This is a genomic window from Leptospira gomenensis (genome assembly GCF_004770155.1).
In the GTDB taxonomy this organism is placed as follows: Bacteria; Spirochaetota; Leptospiria; order Leptospirales; family Leptospiraceae; genus Leptospira; species Leptospira gomenensis.
Genome location: NZ_RQFA01000037.1, coordinates 171,718 through 185,717, shown reverse-complemented (window position 1 = coordinate 185,717; position 14,000 = coordinate 171,718). Strand labels below are relative to the sequence as shown.

General features: G+C 44.6%; 14 protein-coding genes and 1 pseudogene. 13 read left to right on the top strand and 2 right to left on the bottom strand.

The window, feature by feature from the left end:
* Positions 1 to 53 precede the first annotated feature (53 nt).
* A pseudogene (locus EHQ17_RS09285) lies at positions 54 to 1,043 on the bottom strand (tetratricopeptide repeat protein); the annotation flags it as partial.
* A 115-nt stretch (positions 1,044 to 1,158) separates the two neighbouring features.
* Here EHQ17_RS09285 and EHQ17_RS09280 point away from each other — a divergent pair.
* The 12 genes from EHQ17_RS09280 (at position 1,159) to EHQ17_RS09225 (ending at position 11,528) form a co-directional block, all read left to right on the top strand.
* On the top strand, positions 1,159 to 1,812 hold the full coding sequence (locus EHQ17_RS09280; RefSeq protein WP_135595226.1) for an ABC transporter ATP-binding protein: 654 nt from the start codon (positions 1,159 to 1,161) through the stop codon (positions 1,810 to 1,812).
* Complete coding sequence (locus EHQ17_RS09275; RefSeq protein ID WP_135595227.1) at positions 1,784 to 2,455, top strand: heme exporter protein CcmB; 672 nt, start codon at positions 1,784 to 1,786, stop codon at positions 2,453 to 2,455. Before EHQ17_RS09280 ends, EHQ17_RS09275 begins: the two co-directional genes overlap by 29 nt.
* A 47-nt stretch (positions 2,456 to 2,502) precedes the next feature.
* Positions 2,503 to 3,195, top strand: a complete 693-nt coding sequence (gene ccsA, locus EHQ17_RS09270; protein WP_135595228.1) for a cytochrome c biogenesis protein CcsA — start codon at positions 2,503 to 2,505, stop codon at positions 3,193 to 3,195.
* A gap of 8 nt (positions 3,196 to 3,203) precedes the next feature.
* Positions 3,204 to 4,337 carry a PP2C family protein-serine/threonine phosphatase gene (locus EHQ17_RS09265; protein ID WP_135595229.1) on the top strand — a complete coding sequence of 378 codons (1,134 nt, stop codon included), beginning with the start codon at positions 3,204 to 3,206 and terminating at the stop codon, positions 4,335 to 4,337.
* The gene (locus EHQ17_RS09260; RefSeq protein ID WP_135595230.1) at positions 4,334 to 5,200 is read left to right on the top strand and encodes a phosphoribosylaminoimidazolesuccinocarboxamide synthase; all 867 of its coding nucleotides are present in this window, start codon (positions 4,334 to 4,336) and stop codon (positions 5,198 to 5,200) included. The genes EHQ17_RS09265 and EHQ17_RS09260 overlap by 4 nt, the downstream gene beginning before the upstream one ends.
* Positions 5,176 to 5,424, top strand: coding sequence for a phosphoribosylformylglycinamidine synthase subunit PurS (purS, locus tag EHQ17_RS09255; protein ID WP_135595232.1), 249 nt, complete (start codon positions 5,176 to 5,178; stop codon positions 5,422 to 5,424). The genes EHQ17_RS09260 and purS overlap by 25 nt, the downstream gene beginning before the upstream one ends.
* The gene (gene purQ / locus EHQ17_RS09250) at positions 5,421 to 6,080 is read left to right on the top strand and encodes a phosphoribosylformylglycinamidine synthase subunit PurQ (RefSeq protein ID WP_135595234.1); all 660 of its coding nucleotides are present in this window, start codon (positions 5,421 to 5,423) and stop codon (positions 6,078 to 6,080) included. The genes purS and purQ overlap by 4 nt, the downstream gene beginning before the upstream one ends.
* A 442-nt stretch (positions 6,081 to 6,522) precedes the next feature.
* Positions 6,523 to 7,524, top strand: coding sequence for a cytochrome-c peroxidase (locus tag EHQ17_RS09245; RefSeq protein ID WP_135595370.1), 1,002 nt, complete (start codon positions 6,523 to 6,525; stop codon positions 7,522 to 7,524).
* Positions 7,525 to 7,559: 35 nt separating this feature from the next.
* Entirely contained in the window at positions 7,560 to 7,877 is a 318-nt protein-coding gene (locus EHQ17_RS09240) for a methylamine utilization protein (protein WP_135595236.1), read from the top strand.
* Positions 7,877 to 8,236 (top strand): c-type cytochrome, encoded by a 360-nt coding sequence (locus tag EHQ17_RS09235; RefSeq protein ID WP_135595238.1) that lies wholly within the window; start codon positions 7,877 to 7,879, stop codon positions 8,234 to 8,236. Before EHQ17_RS09240 ends, EHQ17_RS09235 begins: the two co-directional genes overlap by 1 nt.
* Positions 8,237 to 8,264: 28 nt before the next feature.
* The gene (locus tag EHQ17_RS09230; protein WP_135595240.1) at positions 8,265 to 9,977 is read left to right on the top strand and encodes a methyl-accepting chemotaxis protein; all 1,713 of its coding nucleotides are present in this window, start codon (positions 8,265 to 8,267) and stop codon (positions 9,975 to 9,977) included.
* A 141-nt stretch (positions 9,978 to 10,118) separates the two neighbouring features.
* Entirely contained in the window at positions 10,119 to 11,528 is a 1,410-nt protein-coding gene (locus tag EHQ17_RS09225) for a cyclic nucleotide-binding domain-containing protein (RefSeq protein ID WP_135595242.1), read from the top strand.
* Positions 11,529 to 11,573: 45 nt separating this feature from the next.
* Here the strand turns inward: EHQ17_RS09225 and EHQ17_RS09220 are convergent, their stop codons facing one another.
* Positions 11,574 to 12,554, bottom strand: a complete 981-nt coding sequence (locus EHQ17_RS09220) for a hypothetical protein (protein ID WP_135595244.1) — start codon at positions 12,552 to 12,554, stop codon at positions 11,574 to 11,576.
* A gap of 152 nt (positions 12,555 to 12,706) precedes the next feature.
* Between EHQ17_RS09220 and EHQ17_RS09215 the strand changes: the two genes are divergently transcribed.
* Complete coding sequence (locus tag EHQ17_RS09215) at positions 12,707 to 13,951, top strand: EAL domain-containing protein (protein WP_135595246.1); 1,245 nt, start codon at positions 12,707 to 12,709, stop codon at positions 13,949 to 13,951.
* Positions 13,952 to 14,000 lie beyond the last annotated feature (49 nt).

The window sequence follows — 14,000 nt, the reverse complement described above, 5'->3', positions numbered from 1 at the left end:
GATTCCTCCGGTTTCAAGATAACGGAAGAAAATCGAAAAAAGCAAACCCTTTTTCACTCCTTCCGGTTTTCCTCTTCCAAAGATTGAATTTCCGCAAAACGTCTGGCAAGGTCCCGTCTTCGTTCGATTACTTTGTAGGAAAATTCCGAAAAGAAAGGATCGTTCGGAAACTTTAGTAGTTGTTCATACTGATCCGCAGCCGTGACATAATCGCCCACTTTGCTGGCCGTTTCCGCGAAAAAGAAATGAAACTTCCGATTGTATTGTTTCTTGCGACCCAGATCGTCCACAAGTTCGGTATTTTTCAGAATTCTGTAGGCATAAAGATCCTTGGAAGAAAGGAGTTCGATCCTTGCCTTTCCCAATCTGGCATCGGGGCTTTGTTCGTCGATTTTTGCGGCTTCCTTAATATAAAGAAGCGCCCGATTTCGGAGATCCGTTCGAATGTAATGATCCGCTAAAAGTAGGAGGGCTTCCGTATGAAAGCGATTGAGGGCCGCCGCCTTTCTCCAAAGGATCGTCGCGTTGATCGGTTCACGGACGATTTCATACAACGTTCCCAGGTGAATGAACGTTCTATAATATTCTGGAATTTCCGACGCGGCATACTCGAATTGGATGATGGATTTCTGATATTTTTTTTCAAGGTGATAGGCTCGACCGAGATTGTATCGAAAGGGAAAGAATTTCGGATCGAACTTCGAGCCCGATTCCAACATGGAAACGGCCTTTACACGCTCTTCTTCTTTTCCGGTTTCCAACAATAGAACCGCTTCGTTGTTGAAGTTCCCACAATTGAGAATTTCTTTGCCTTCGAATACGAAACTTCCCCGAGACGCGGGAGGTTTTCCTTTCCAATTTCTTCCCGCCGTTAGAATGAAGTCTTGTTCGGTTCGTAAAAAGGTTCCGTCGTTATAAAACTCTGGGGAGAGAATTTCATTTTCTCCCCAGAGTAATCCGGAGTAGTATTGGTCGCCGATTAGGATCTGCCCTTTGACAGACGTATTTCCAACGGACAGGAAATAAAGTAGGATGGTTGTATATAGAATTTCCCGTTTTTTACGGAGAAACGTAGGAACTCCCCAGCCCTTTATAAAAAAACGCATTGTAAATTCTCTTTTCGAAAGGAGTCTGGCTTCATAGAGGAATCGAATCGATTTGTCATCTCAAGAAGAACACGCGCTTCTCGTCTGCAAAGACCTATCCTATTCTATCGGAAAAAAGAAGATTCTCAAACAGGTTTCCTTTTCTCTTTTCCGTGGAGATTTGGTTCTTTTGCGGGGGGAAAACGGGGTGGGAAAAACCACTCTCCTGCGAGTTATTCTGAATCATGAAAGCCAGAAGAATCGTTTTACGTTTGGTTCGTCGGTCGATTCGCGAAAGCCGAAGATCGCCTATTTAGGTCACGAACTCGGTCTTTACACTTCCTTGAGTCTGGAGGAGAATCTTCGGTATTTTCTTTCGATTTCAGGAGTTCCTACGTCCCAGATTTCTGCGGAGCCTCTCCTGCGTTCCTTTCGTCTTTGGACAAGAAGGCAAGATCCGATTTTTACCTTTTCCAGGGGAATGAAACAAAAAGCAGCTCTGATTCGAGCGATTCTTACGGGAGGAGATTTGATTCTCCTGGATGAACCGTTCACCGCACTCGATCGTTCCGGACTGGAAACGGCGATTCACCTACTTTCCGAGTATTCGCAAAACTCTGCGATCTTGATTGTCACTCACGATTCGGGAATTCCTTTTTCTCAAAAGACGATTCCATGGAATTTAAGGGAGGGAATTCTTGAAACTTCTTCTATCCCTTCTTCATAAAGAATTTCTTTTATTGGGAAGAGCGTTGAACGGAATCCTCTCCGTTGTGGTTTTGATTACTTCCATCGTATTCATTTTCAATTATGCTTTGGAGCAAACTGGTAAATTGGACCGACAAACCTTAATCGGAATCAAATGGGCTGTACTTTTTATGAGTTCCTACGTTTTTATCGGACAATCATCGTGGGAAGAAAGGGAAAGCGGCGGTGGAAGAATCAGTGCACTCTTTATTCCAGTATGGATGCGATTTCTTGCAAAGTCCTTGGCGGTTTTTATCGGCCTTGCTTTTGCTGCGATTTATTTAATGATTTTATTATCCGTTTTTTTTCAGGCTTTCCCTTTGGAAGTGAAGGATTTCTTGACCAATCTAATCTTTCTCCTTCCGGGGGTCCTTTGTATTTCCTTTCTCGGAGTTTCACTCAGCCATATCAGCGACTCTTCCCGTTTAAAGGAGATCCTACTTCCGCTCCTTATGATCCCTTTTACGATTCCGATTCTACTTTTCGGAATGGAAGCGGAGAGAAAACTTGAACGTCTTCCTGTCTTCGATCCCGTTCCCGGGTTGGTGATCCTACTTTCTTTTTGTTTTTTCTATGCCGGAATGGGGATCCTACTTTTAGAACTTTCCGGAGATGAAACTTGAAGAATCTTCTTGATTCTGCCGACATTTTCTCGAATATTCACAAACGTATGAAGCTCCGAATTTCCCATCCTGTCCATGACTGGATTTTATCCGCACTTTTTCTCGCCGCATTTCCGACGGTCGTTCTGATTTCCTTGAATTATCCGAATGTCATCCTACAACAAGGAACCGCGCATAGAATTTTCTATTTTCACGTTCCGGTTGCTTGGGTCGCGCTTTATGGGCCGTTGTTTTCCCTTTGTTTTGCGGTCATATACTTAATTAAAAAAGAACCAAAGTGGGATCTCCTATCTCTTTCGGCGAATCAGGTTTCGATCCTTTTTGCGACAGGGGTTATTTTTTCCGGGCGAATCTGGGCCTACAGCGCATGGGGAGTTGCTTGGGACAAAACCGACGCGAGACTTCAATCGTTTACCGTCCTTTTTATCAGTTTGATCGCATATTTTGTCTTTCGAGTGTTGATCACTGACGCATCTAAGAAAAAGATTTTTTCGGCATTCTTGAGTATTCTCTGCGCCGTGAATGCAGTGATCACTTGGGGCGCGATTCGCTGGATGGATAATCCTGGAAATCATCCAGAATCCATATTAGGAAAGGGTGGAATGGATTCCGATATACGAATCAGTTTTTGGCTCGGCGTTCTGGCGTATCATATTCTTTTTTTGGTTTTATTTCGTTTCGTATATCGGCTTGCAAAAATAGCAGATTTGAAGGAAAATCTTCCGGAAAAGGAAGAGTAGGAACACCTTTGCCCTCGACTCCGAATTACAGTCAATATACGATTCTTGCGGTAGATGACTCCGAGATCAATCTGAAGTTGATCCTACATTCTCTCAAGCCGCTCGGCTTTCAGATATTCACGGCGGAATCCGCTGCGGAAGCGCGGGCAGTCCTTCTCACCAACCGAGTGGACGTCCTACTTTTGGATGTGAGCATGCCTGGCCAGGACGGTTTTTCCTTTTGCCGGGAATTGCGCGAAATCGAGCGATTCAAGCTGCTTCCAATCCTATTTATTACCGCGATCAGCCGAGAACTCGGTTTTGATGAAGCGATTTCCCACGGAGGAGACGACTTCATTCATAAGCCGTTTCAACCTCGGGAATTAATCGCAAAAATCCGCGCTTTTATCCGAATCAAAATTCTTCAGGACGAAGTCTTGGAGCAAAAACGAAATTACGAAAAAGAACTCATTATGGCTCGGAAGGTGCAACAAGAACTTCTTCCCGAAAAAGATCTGGAGTGGAACGGGATCGGTCTAAGTACGATTTTTCAACCCTTGATGCAGATAGGCGGGGACTATACGGACGCCTGGATTGAAAATGATTCGCTTCATATTTTTATCGCTGATTGTTCCGGTCACGGTCCTTCGGCCGCACTCCTTGCCGCGATGTTGAAGATGCAAGTTTCCAGTCTTTCCCCGGATCAAAATCTTCGGGAAAAAGTGAAGACATTACGTTATAACTTGGAAAAAATTTTGCCGGAAGAATTCTCGATTACTTTTTTTTATGGAATTCTTCACCGAGATTTGCAATTCGAATATTCCAACGGAGGTCATCCCGCTCCGATGTTGTTCCAAGACGGGGAGGTCACGACGCTTCCCGGGATGGGGCCTTTGATTATTCCTATCGAGATCAATGTCAGCGAGGAGTTCAAGACGATTCAGCTTAAGAGGAGTTCCTACCTTCTTCTTTATACGGACGGAGCTTCGGAAATCACCGACAAGAGCATGAACATTCTCGGAGAAGAAAATCTGAAAAGAATCTTCGAGGAAGGAATTACCAAAGGAGGGGACATTCTTGCAACGATGATGGAATCCATCCTTGCGCATTCGGATCGGGGAAAGAATGATGACGATATTGCGATGATGGTTTTGAAATTATGAATTTGCCGAATCCTTCCTACAGAGGAAAAGTGCGGGACATCTACGATCTAGGAGATACCTTGATCTTAACTTCTTCCGACAGAATCTCCGCCTTCGATGTCGTTTTTTCGCAGCTTGTTCCCGACAAAGGCAAGGTCCTGAATCGAATTTCGACGGCTTGGTTCGCTTTTTTCCAGGACATTCCCAATCATATTCTTGAAACGGACGTTTCGAATTTTCCGGTTCCGTTTCGGGATCATCCGGATTTGAAGGATCGTTCCGTCTTGGTAAAAAAATGCAAACGGATCGATTACGAATGTGTCGTTCGAGGATATCTCTCGGGCTCCGGTTGGAAAGAATACAAAGATGTAGGAACTCTTGCAGGAAAAACTCTTCCAAAAGGATTGCAAGAATCTCAAAAACTTTCGGAACCGGTCTTTACTCCCGCAGTAAAAAACGATCAAGGTCACGATGAGAATATTTCGGAGAAGGAAATGGAAAATCGAATCGGGAAGGAACTCTTCGGAATTTTGAAAGAAAAATCGATTTCCATTTTCAACAGAGCTTCTGAAGTGGTAGATAGGGTGGGGATCGTGCTTTGCGATACCAAATTCGAATTCGGAGTTTTAGACGGAGAGGTGATTCTGATCGACGAACTCTTAACTCCCGATTCTTCTCGATATTGGTCCGCGGAAACGTATTCGCCGGGGATCTCTCCTCCAAGTATGGACAAACAAATTCTTCGGAATTATTTAGAAACGACGCATTGGAATAAGATGCCTCCTGCTCCCGATCTTCCGACCGATCTTGTTCACGTTCTGAGAGAAAAATACCAAAAAATAGAGGAACTCATACTTTCATGTACATCGCAAAAATCCAAGTAGTCCTCAAAGAATCCGTTTTGGATCCGCAAGGGAGCACCGTTAAGAAAGTTCTCTCCGAAGTCGGAGAAAAGTCCGTGCAGGATGTGCGGGTCGGTAAATACATTGAACTTAAAATCGACGCTCCGAATGAGGAAGCCGCGAGAAAAGACGTGGAACGTCTCTGCGATAAAATACTCGTGAATCATGTGATCGAAACATATTCCGCTAATATTCAAAAATTATGAAAGTTGCCGTAATTACGTTTCCCGGTTCCAATTGCGACGCGGATATCTATCGCGTTTTGCGCGATCAGTACGGCGCGGAGACGGATCGAATTTGGCATCGCGATCAGCTCGAGAAAAAATACGATCTGGTCGTTCTTCCCGGTGGTTTCTCCTACGGAGATTATCTTCGTTCGGGAGCGATGGCGGGTTTTTCTCCCGTGATGAAATCCGTCAAAGAACACGTCGAAAAGGGCGGAAAGTTGTTCGGAATTTGTAACGGATTTCAAATTCTTACAGAAGCGGGATTTCTTCCCGGGGCGCTCACGCGAAATAAAACCCTTAAATATATCTGCAAAACCGTTGTCCTAAAAAAAGGATCTTCCGGAAATGCGGTAACTGCGTCTTTGGATCCTTCAAAAGAGTTGAGAATTCCGATTGCCCATGCCGACGGTTGTTATTATGCGACATCGGACGTTTTGAAACAATTGGAAGAAGAAGGGAGGATTCTTTTCCGTTATTCCGGTGAAAATCCCAACGGCTCCTTGGATGCAATTGCGGGAATTACGTCCAAGGACTTTAAGGTCGCAGGAATGATGCCGCACCCGGAGCGTGCAATGAATTCCGTTACCGGCGATGAGGATGGTAAAGTTGTCCTCGATTTGATTTTGGGATCGTAATATTTTTTCGTAGGAGTTGCCGGTGGGGAGTTCCTACGTTTTTCTCTCTATTACAGGCAAATTTTTTTTGTTTCTATTTTAGCTGCGCTTCTTCCTCTTCGAGCTAATTTTGTTCCCGGTTTTCTTTTGCAGGCAATTTGCCGATCATTTCGAATGTAGGAACTCCTTAGAATTCCTTCCAACATATTTTTGTAATAGAGATTGCGACTTTATTTTTTCTTTGCACTGAAACCGTATTTGGCAATAGCCTCGATCCTACCGTAGGAACTCCCAATTTTACCGTTCACTTAACAAAAAGTTTAAAACGAATAATGCCTTAGACTTATAATTAGGAATATTTCAAGTTATAAACCAAGTAGAGACTAACATTTTCACAGTATACTCTAAGTCTAAAGGATCTGAAAAACTTCTGAGGAGTTCCTACTTGTTTCGAGCCTTATCCATCCCAATTACCGTCTTATCTTTCATTCTATTTTTTATTTCCTGCGAAGAAGGAAAAAAAGAAACGTCGCTAAAAAATCAAACAAAGCCCGTAGAGACCGTATCGTATCCGTATCCGCCGGACAATCGTCCGACTCCGGAGCGAATTCTTCTTGGCAAAACGCTTTTTTTCGATCCTATCTTGTCCGGATCGAATTGGATCAGCTGTGCCACCTGTCACAATCCCGGCCTGGGCTGGTCCGACGGTTTGAAAACGGCTGTCGGCCACAATATGAAAGTTCTGGGGAAGAACACTCCGACGATTCTCAACGGAGCGTACGGAACGAAAATGTTTTGGGACGGTCGGGCCGATAACCTCGAGTCGCAGGCTCTCGGTCCGATCACTTCACCCGACGAAATGAATCAAAAGATGGAAGAGCTTATATTAGAATTAAAGAATATTCCCGGATACAGGGAACTGTTCTCCAAAGCCTATCCGAAAGAGGATATCAGCGCGCTTACGATCGGAAAGGCGATTGCAAATTTCGAAAGGACGATTCTATCCTCCGAATCCCCCTACGATCTTTGGAAAAAAGGAGATAAAACCGCTATGTCAGAATCGGCGCAGCGGGGGTATTCACTCTTCAACTCAAAGGCGAATTGTGTGGCCTGTCATCAAGGCGAGCAGTTTACCGATAACGGATTCCACAATATAGGATTAAAATCCAATCGAAAGGAAGCGGGAAGATTCGCGCTCGTTCCGGTAAAGGCGATGAAAGGCGCGTTCAAAACTCCCGGCCTACGCGACGTGGCTAAAACCGGTCCGTATATGCACGACGGAAGTTATGCGACCTTGGAAGAAGTCGTAGAACATTACGATCGTGGAGGAGACGAACCCCTGAACCTGGATCCGAATATGTCCGCGCTAAAGTTGACGGTTCAAGAAAAAGCCGATCTTGTGGAATTCATGAAATCGCTGAACGGTAAGACGGCGCCTATCTCGATCCCTGAAATGCCGAGATAATAATAGAATATATTTATTTAAATTAGGAGTATTGAATGTTCAAAGGACTAAGGATCGTTCCGATCTTGTGCGGGCTTTTAGCTGCGGGTTTATCCGCTGCCGAGCACGAAGTCGGTCAGAAAAATAAGGCTTTTACGGTGGAATCCCTCAAAATAAAAACCGGCGACGTCGTGAGCTTCCCAAATTACGATTCATTTTTTCATAACGTATATTCGCTTTCCCCAGTGAAAATTTTCGATTTGGGTTCTTATCCGAAAGGACAGACACAGAAGGTTAAATTCGAAAAGCCGGGAAAGGTCACCGTACAATGCGCAATTCATCCGGATATGAAAATGACGATCGACGTGCAATAATGAAACTATATTCTAATATATTAATATATTTTTTCGTTCTTTTTCCCGTTTTTTCGGTGATGGCTTTGGATTCGAAGGAGAAGTCTGCGGTCCGCGGAAGTATCGTATTTCGCACGTATTGTGTTCTCTGTCACGGCGAAGCCGCCGACGGAAAAGGGCGATTGGCGGTCGGCAAGGTCCCTCCTCCGGCGAATTTGACGATCACGAAATTGACGGACGAACAAAAAGAGGAAATCATAAAAAAAGGCGGAATTGGCGTCAACCGTTCCCCGTTTATGCCTCCTTGGAAGGACGAGTTGTCCGAAGAGCAGATCCGGGACGTGATTTCCTACATCAATTTCATCTCGAAGTCCAAATAACATCGATTAGGCGTAACTGCGAATCAAAGTGAACTTACTCGGCAACATCGACATTAAAACGAGACTTCGTCTTAGTTTCGGGGCGATCATAGGAATGTTCATTCTTTCCTCGGCGCTTACGGTCTACAACACGTTCGTGTACAGAAAAACGATCCGTTCGATGATCGACAATTCCCAGCCGAAATTTCAGTTGATGAACCTCACTCTTGAAAAGTTGATTCTGGCCGAACTTACACTTTCCTCCAAAGTTTCCACAGTGGATTCCGTTCTTTCGGAGGAGGAACACGGAAGGATTCTCGCTTTATTGCGGGAGATCGAGGAGAACAACGGAAAGTTCCGGGAATTTCCGCTCGAACCCGGCGAGTCGGATAAGATTCGTTCGTTCGAAGAAGGTTTGAAAGAATTGTCCCAATATGCGGAGACGATTCACGCCCTTTGTAAAGAGAATAAACGACAAGAGGCGCAAATCCTTTATGTAAGGGGAATTCATCCTCTGAGCGCTTCCCTTAGAAAAACCATCAAAGAAGTCATCGACTTTGAAACGACGAATTCCCGTAAAAGCGAAGACGTCGCGGAGGCACAGTTGACGTTTTCCTTATATACTATCAGCTTGCTTTCGCTCATTTCTCTCGTTGCGGGTATTTGGTTTTCGAGGTCTATCATTTTGTCCGTTATGTTTCCTTTGAAAAAAGCGATCCACTTCGCGTCCGAAATCCAAAACGGTAACCTCAGAAACGAAATAGAGATCGATCGTTTGGATGAGATGGGGGAGTTGCTCGAATTTCTTAAGAAGATGGAGACCTCTCTCCGGGAAATCATCGTGGAAGCCCGAATGTCCATCGAAAATTCGGAAGCCGCGAGTAAGGAGTTTTCAAAGGTTTCAAAAGAATTCATTTCGACGGCTGAAACACAAGCCTACGATTCGCAGAAGGTCGCCGACCTGATCGATCGTTTGAGTATATTAGTAGAAAAGAATACTTCCACGATTTTGACTTCCGCAGAACATCTAAGAAACCTGGAAAAAGAAATTCAGAAAAATCTGTCCTCTTTGATTCAAGTCACCGAATCTCTGAATTCGCTCGCGCTTCAGGCGAAAGAATCCTCCGAAACCGCGTTTAAAGGAAGGGAGAAAGTGGACGGTGTGCAGAAGTCGTTTCTCGAGATCAAAGATACGGTTCAGAAAATTAAGGAATCGCTCGTGAAAATCGGAGAAATTTCCACTCGGACCAACATGCTTGCGTTAAACGCCGCCATCGAGGCCGCTCGCGCAGGAGAACAAGGCCGCGGTTTTTCCGTCGTAGCGGACGAGGTTTCTCAGCTGGCGGATCATACGATGAGAAACACGAAAGAAATCACGGATTTGATCGAATTCACGAGGACTAGTATCGAAGCAGGGAACGGTGAGATGGACCAGTTCTCCGATTTTTTTTCCATGATTCAGGAGAACGCTTCCAATATGGCGCGGTTTAGCGTCCGTCTTTTGGAGGATATGCGCGTGCAGGAATCAGGTTTGAATCTTTGTTCGCAAAAAATGCACGAGATTGCTTCAAACATTACGGATTTGGAATATTCTTCTTTGGAAAATAAGAACGCCTACAGCTCCATCAAACAATCGATACGGGACCTTTCCCTCGGAGCGAAAATGATTTCTTCCGGTTCCCAAAATATCGATTCGGGCGCGAAAAGAATCGATGAACAATCGGATCGGGTAAAACGTTTGCTGGAAAAATTCTCGGTTTGATCCTTGCTACTTAAGGAATCGATTCTTCGGAGATTCCGATCCGAAATCTTTAAAAGATTTCCGTATCTTTTAGGAAATAAATCCCGTCATCGTCTAAGATAAAAAGCCCTCCCTTCGGAATCGGTTTTTTAGGCGGTATCATTGAGTCCGTTTCATACCGAAAATAAACTCAGAGTAATTTGGGATATTATAATATTCTTTTGTATTCTGTTTGCGGCGGTCGAATCCCCGCTTCGTATCGTTCTATTTTACGACAAAGGTCTGGCTTTGAGCGGAATCTACGTTCTCGTGGATATTCTCTTTTTCGGAGACATTTTCGTGAACGTATTTTCTCCTGAATCCGCGCAGATCCGAGGAAAACGACTTCCTTTCGGGCGCGAAAGAACGGCCCGCTATTTGAGGAGTTGGTTCCTATTCGATTTGGTCGCGGCGTTGCCTTTTGAATTGGTGGCGCAAAAATTATTCGGAATCGAATTGACGTTTCATCCGTATCTTTTTCTGGTTTTCGGGCTTACTCGGACCGTCAAGGTGGTTCGGATTCCGGGTATTATCGAAAGGTTGAATCTCGCTTTTCAACCTTCCCCGGGCGTTCTTAGATTGGGACTGTTAGGTTTTTGGATCACGATCGTCGCGCATTGGTTCGCAATCGGTTGGTTGTATATGGACCAACTGGATAGAATAAAAACCGGATGGCACGAATATACCAAAGCCCTTTATTGGTCGGTCATGACTCTCGCCACCGTGGGTTACGGGGACGTGCTTCCTACCACTACCGAACAGAGAATATATTCCATTTTAGTAATGATGATCGGAGCCGCCGTTTATGCGACCATCATCGGTAACGTCGCGAGTATTTTGGGGAATTTGGATTTGGAGCGTTCCGCTCGTATTAAAAAAATGTCCCAAGTCGATTCTTTCCTTAAAGCCAGGGACTTACCTTCCGAGTTACGTCTTAAAATCCGGGACTATTATATTTATATGATCGAAAAAGGTTTCGGAGAAAACGAAAAGGAATTGTTGAGCGATCTTCCTATTTCCTTACAGAGGGAGGTGAGGATTCATCTTCATAGGGAGCTTTTGACCAAAGTCCCTTTTTTGAAAGGTGCGGAAGTTCCGCTTATCTCGGCGCTCGTGTTCTCCCTAAAACATCAAATCTTTCTTCCGGGAGATATTATATTCAGAAAAGGTGATATAGGTCATAATCTTTATATCTTGGGGGAGGGACGAGTGGAAATCCTTTCCGAAGAGGGAAAAACGATCGCGACCGCTTCGGAGGGTCAATTTTTCGGAGAGTTGGCTTTGGTGACGGAAGAAAAAAGATCCGCGACCGTTCGTTCTATGGGAATCACGCAGGCTTATACGCTGAGTAAGGACGATTTTTTAAACGCGTTGAATTCGTATCCTGCGTTTCGGGAGGCGATCTTTGAAAGTGTTCAGCACCTAAGGCCGAAACTCAAAACGAAAAAAGCCCGGAAAAACAAGGATTCTTCGAAAAGTAACGGTGCGGCAAAAAAGACACGGAACGTCCGTAAAAATCGATACGATAAATAATTTTTTGATTTCGCTCCGGGAATTCTTATAAAAGAAAATTATAATCTACGTATGCGTTTCCCTTTCGATTTCTAATATCGCCAAACCCTTTTTGACCGTTTCTTTTTTGTTCCCAAAACGAATTTTACCGGATACGATTCCTTCGACGCGTTCCATCGGGTTTTTTTTCCCGAAAAATCCGGGAATGATTTGTTGTGTCGTTCGGATCGGAGTTACGACGAGTTCGATTTGTTCCGACGGATCCCGGAGTACGTAGGAGAGCGACTCCTTTTGAAACGTTGCGGTTTCCAGCGGCGTAGGAACTCCATTTCTCCAAAGAAGAATTCCCGTCTGTTTGTGCAGATTGATCCGAAAGACGTTTTTACCGGCACCGTTCCCGTAAATTCTCGATTCGGGCTGAAACGATCGGTCGCTGAATCCGGAGGTTACGCTGTAGGACAACCTCTCCGAGGATTCCAGATTCAAAACGGTCTCATTCAAGGAAAGTTGACCCCGCACCGGCAAATCCGGAGAGAGAAGACGGAAAATCCAATCTTTCCCCGATGTTTCCAAAGAGGAAATCGGTCTATTCACCTTTTCCAAGGTGCTGACCAGCGCGTCGAGCTGGAGATTCAGGTCGGAAGTCAAAACGGACGAATGTGTATAACCCTGTTGGATCGTATCGTCCAATCGAAAATTGAATCTTTGATTTCCTTGCGTAAAACTCCAATATCCGTTCCGAAACGTTCCTCGGGTCAGAAATTCCTTTCCCGCTTTTCCGTCCCATTCTAAAGTCCGAAACTTTCCGGTTTCTAAGAACCAAAGATTTACTAGGGCTTTACAGGCGCCCGGACCGCGAAAAATTCGCAGATCGACGATCAGTTCCTCTGTAATTAAATCGACTAAAACGGAGTCTATTCTTTTCCAGGAAGACAAAAAAGATGTTTTGTATTCCCTGGAATTGTCGATTCCAAGAGTTCCTAAATAGAGACCGAGATTAGGTTCTAACGTTGACGGATTGAGAAGATGGCCGATCGCCTCTTTCATGAAGGTACCTTTTGGATTGCCAGTTTTTCCGAGGGTTTGAAAAAAAAAAGAAGAATGTAGTCTCCCCTTCTATGGAATTCGGAACTTTTTGTCCGGAATTTTGCTTGCCGGAGTCCGCATTCGAAGATTCTACTTAAGAGAATCGAAAACAAATGTTATATAGTCAGGATACAAGCAATCTGCTCTCTTACGGGGAAAACTATTATCAGCCCCATTACCAACCGATCCTGGAAGTGACGAATTGTAATATCGTAGGTTACGAGGTCCTCGGCCGATTCTATTCCCCGGAAAAAAACGAATATAGATCTCTCGGTTATCAGTTTCACAATCCGGAGTTGGACACGATCCGTCTGATTCAGATCGATCGATTGATTCGCGAAAAAGCGATTCGTCATCTCAAAGACACCGGTCTTAGGACGAAGTTGTTTTTGAATATGATGCCCAACTTTCTTTCGATGATTCATACCGGAGACGTTTTGGATCTGAAACGCCTTCACGTTCTCAATCTCATCGAAAAATACGATATAGTTCCTTCGGATATCGTTTTGGAAATCACGGAGGATAAGTTCGACGGTAGCATCGAGAAACTTCTTTCGATCGTGAACGTGTTTAAGGACTTCGGATTTAAGATTGCGGTGGACGATCTCGGAGTCGGTTTTTCCAATCTGGAACGGATCGGTTATATTCATCCGGATATCATGAAAGTCGATATCAAGATCATGCGCGAGAGTTTAAACCGTAGGTCGTTTAAGAACGTTCTCAGCGCCATCGCTGATATGTCTCAGAAGTTGGGTTCCGATCTTCTTTTCGAGGGAATCGAAACGGAGGAAGAGTTACATCTCGCACTTTCCATGGGTGCAAACCTTCTGCAGGGTTTTTATTTTTCCCGACCACAAGGCGAATTTCAGGATAAAAAACAATTCAATCGAACGTTACGCGACACTCTCGAAAAATTTTCCGGTCTTCGGTTTATGGAACTTTTAGAGGAATTTCAAAAGGGTCAATCGGTGATCGACGCGCTCGGAGAAAAATTGGATTCGCTTCGCCACAACGGAAAAGAGGATCTTCCGTTCGTTCTTCATTTGATGTTGGAGGACCTTCCGTCGGAAATTCTTTCTGTTTTCGCGTGCGACATTTTCGGTTATCAGATCACACCCACGTATTTTCGTTCTCATCCGGGGGAAGATTGGGATTCGGACTTAATCGAAATCGGGAATAACTACGCGTGGAGGCCGTTTTTTATCCGACACAAGGCCAAGGTGGTTCAGAGCGGTGCGAAGTGGACCGTTACGGAACCGATGTATGATATGGATCTTCACAAACAAGTCGTCGTTTTTACTTATACGCTTCGTGACAATTATATTCTCGTGATTAAGATGGATTGGGAGCGGGTGTAGCGTAGGAACTCCTCGTTTTTGGCGGTAGGGATTCGTTCTTCGTGCACCT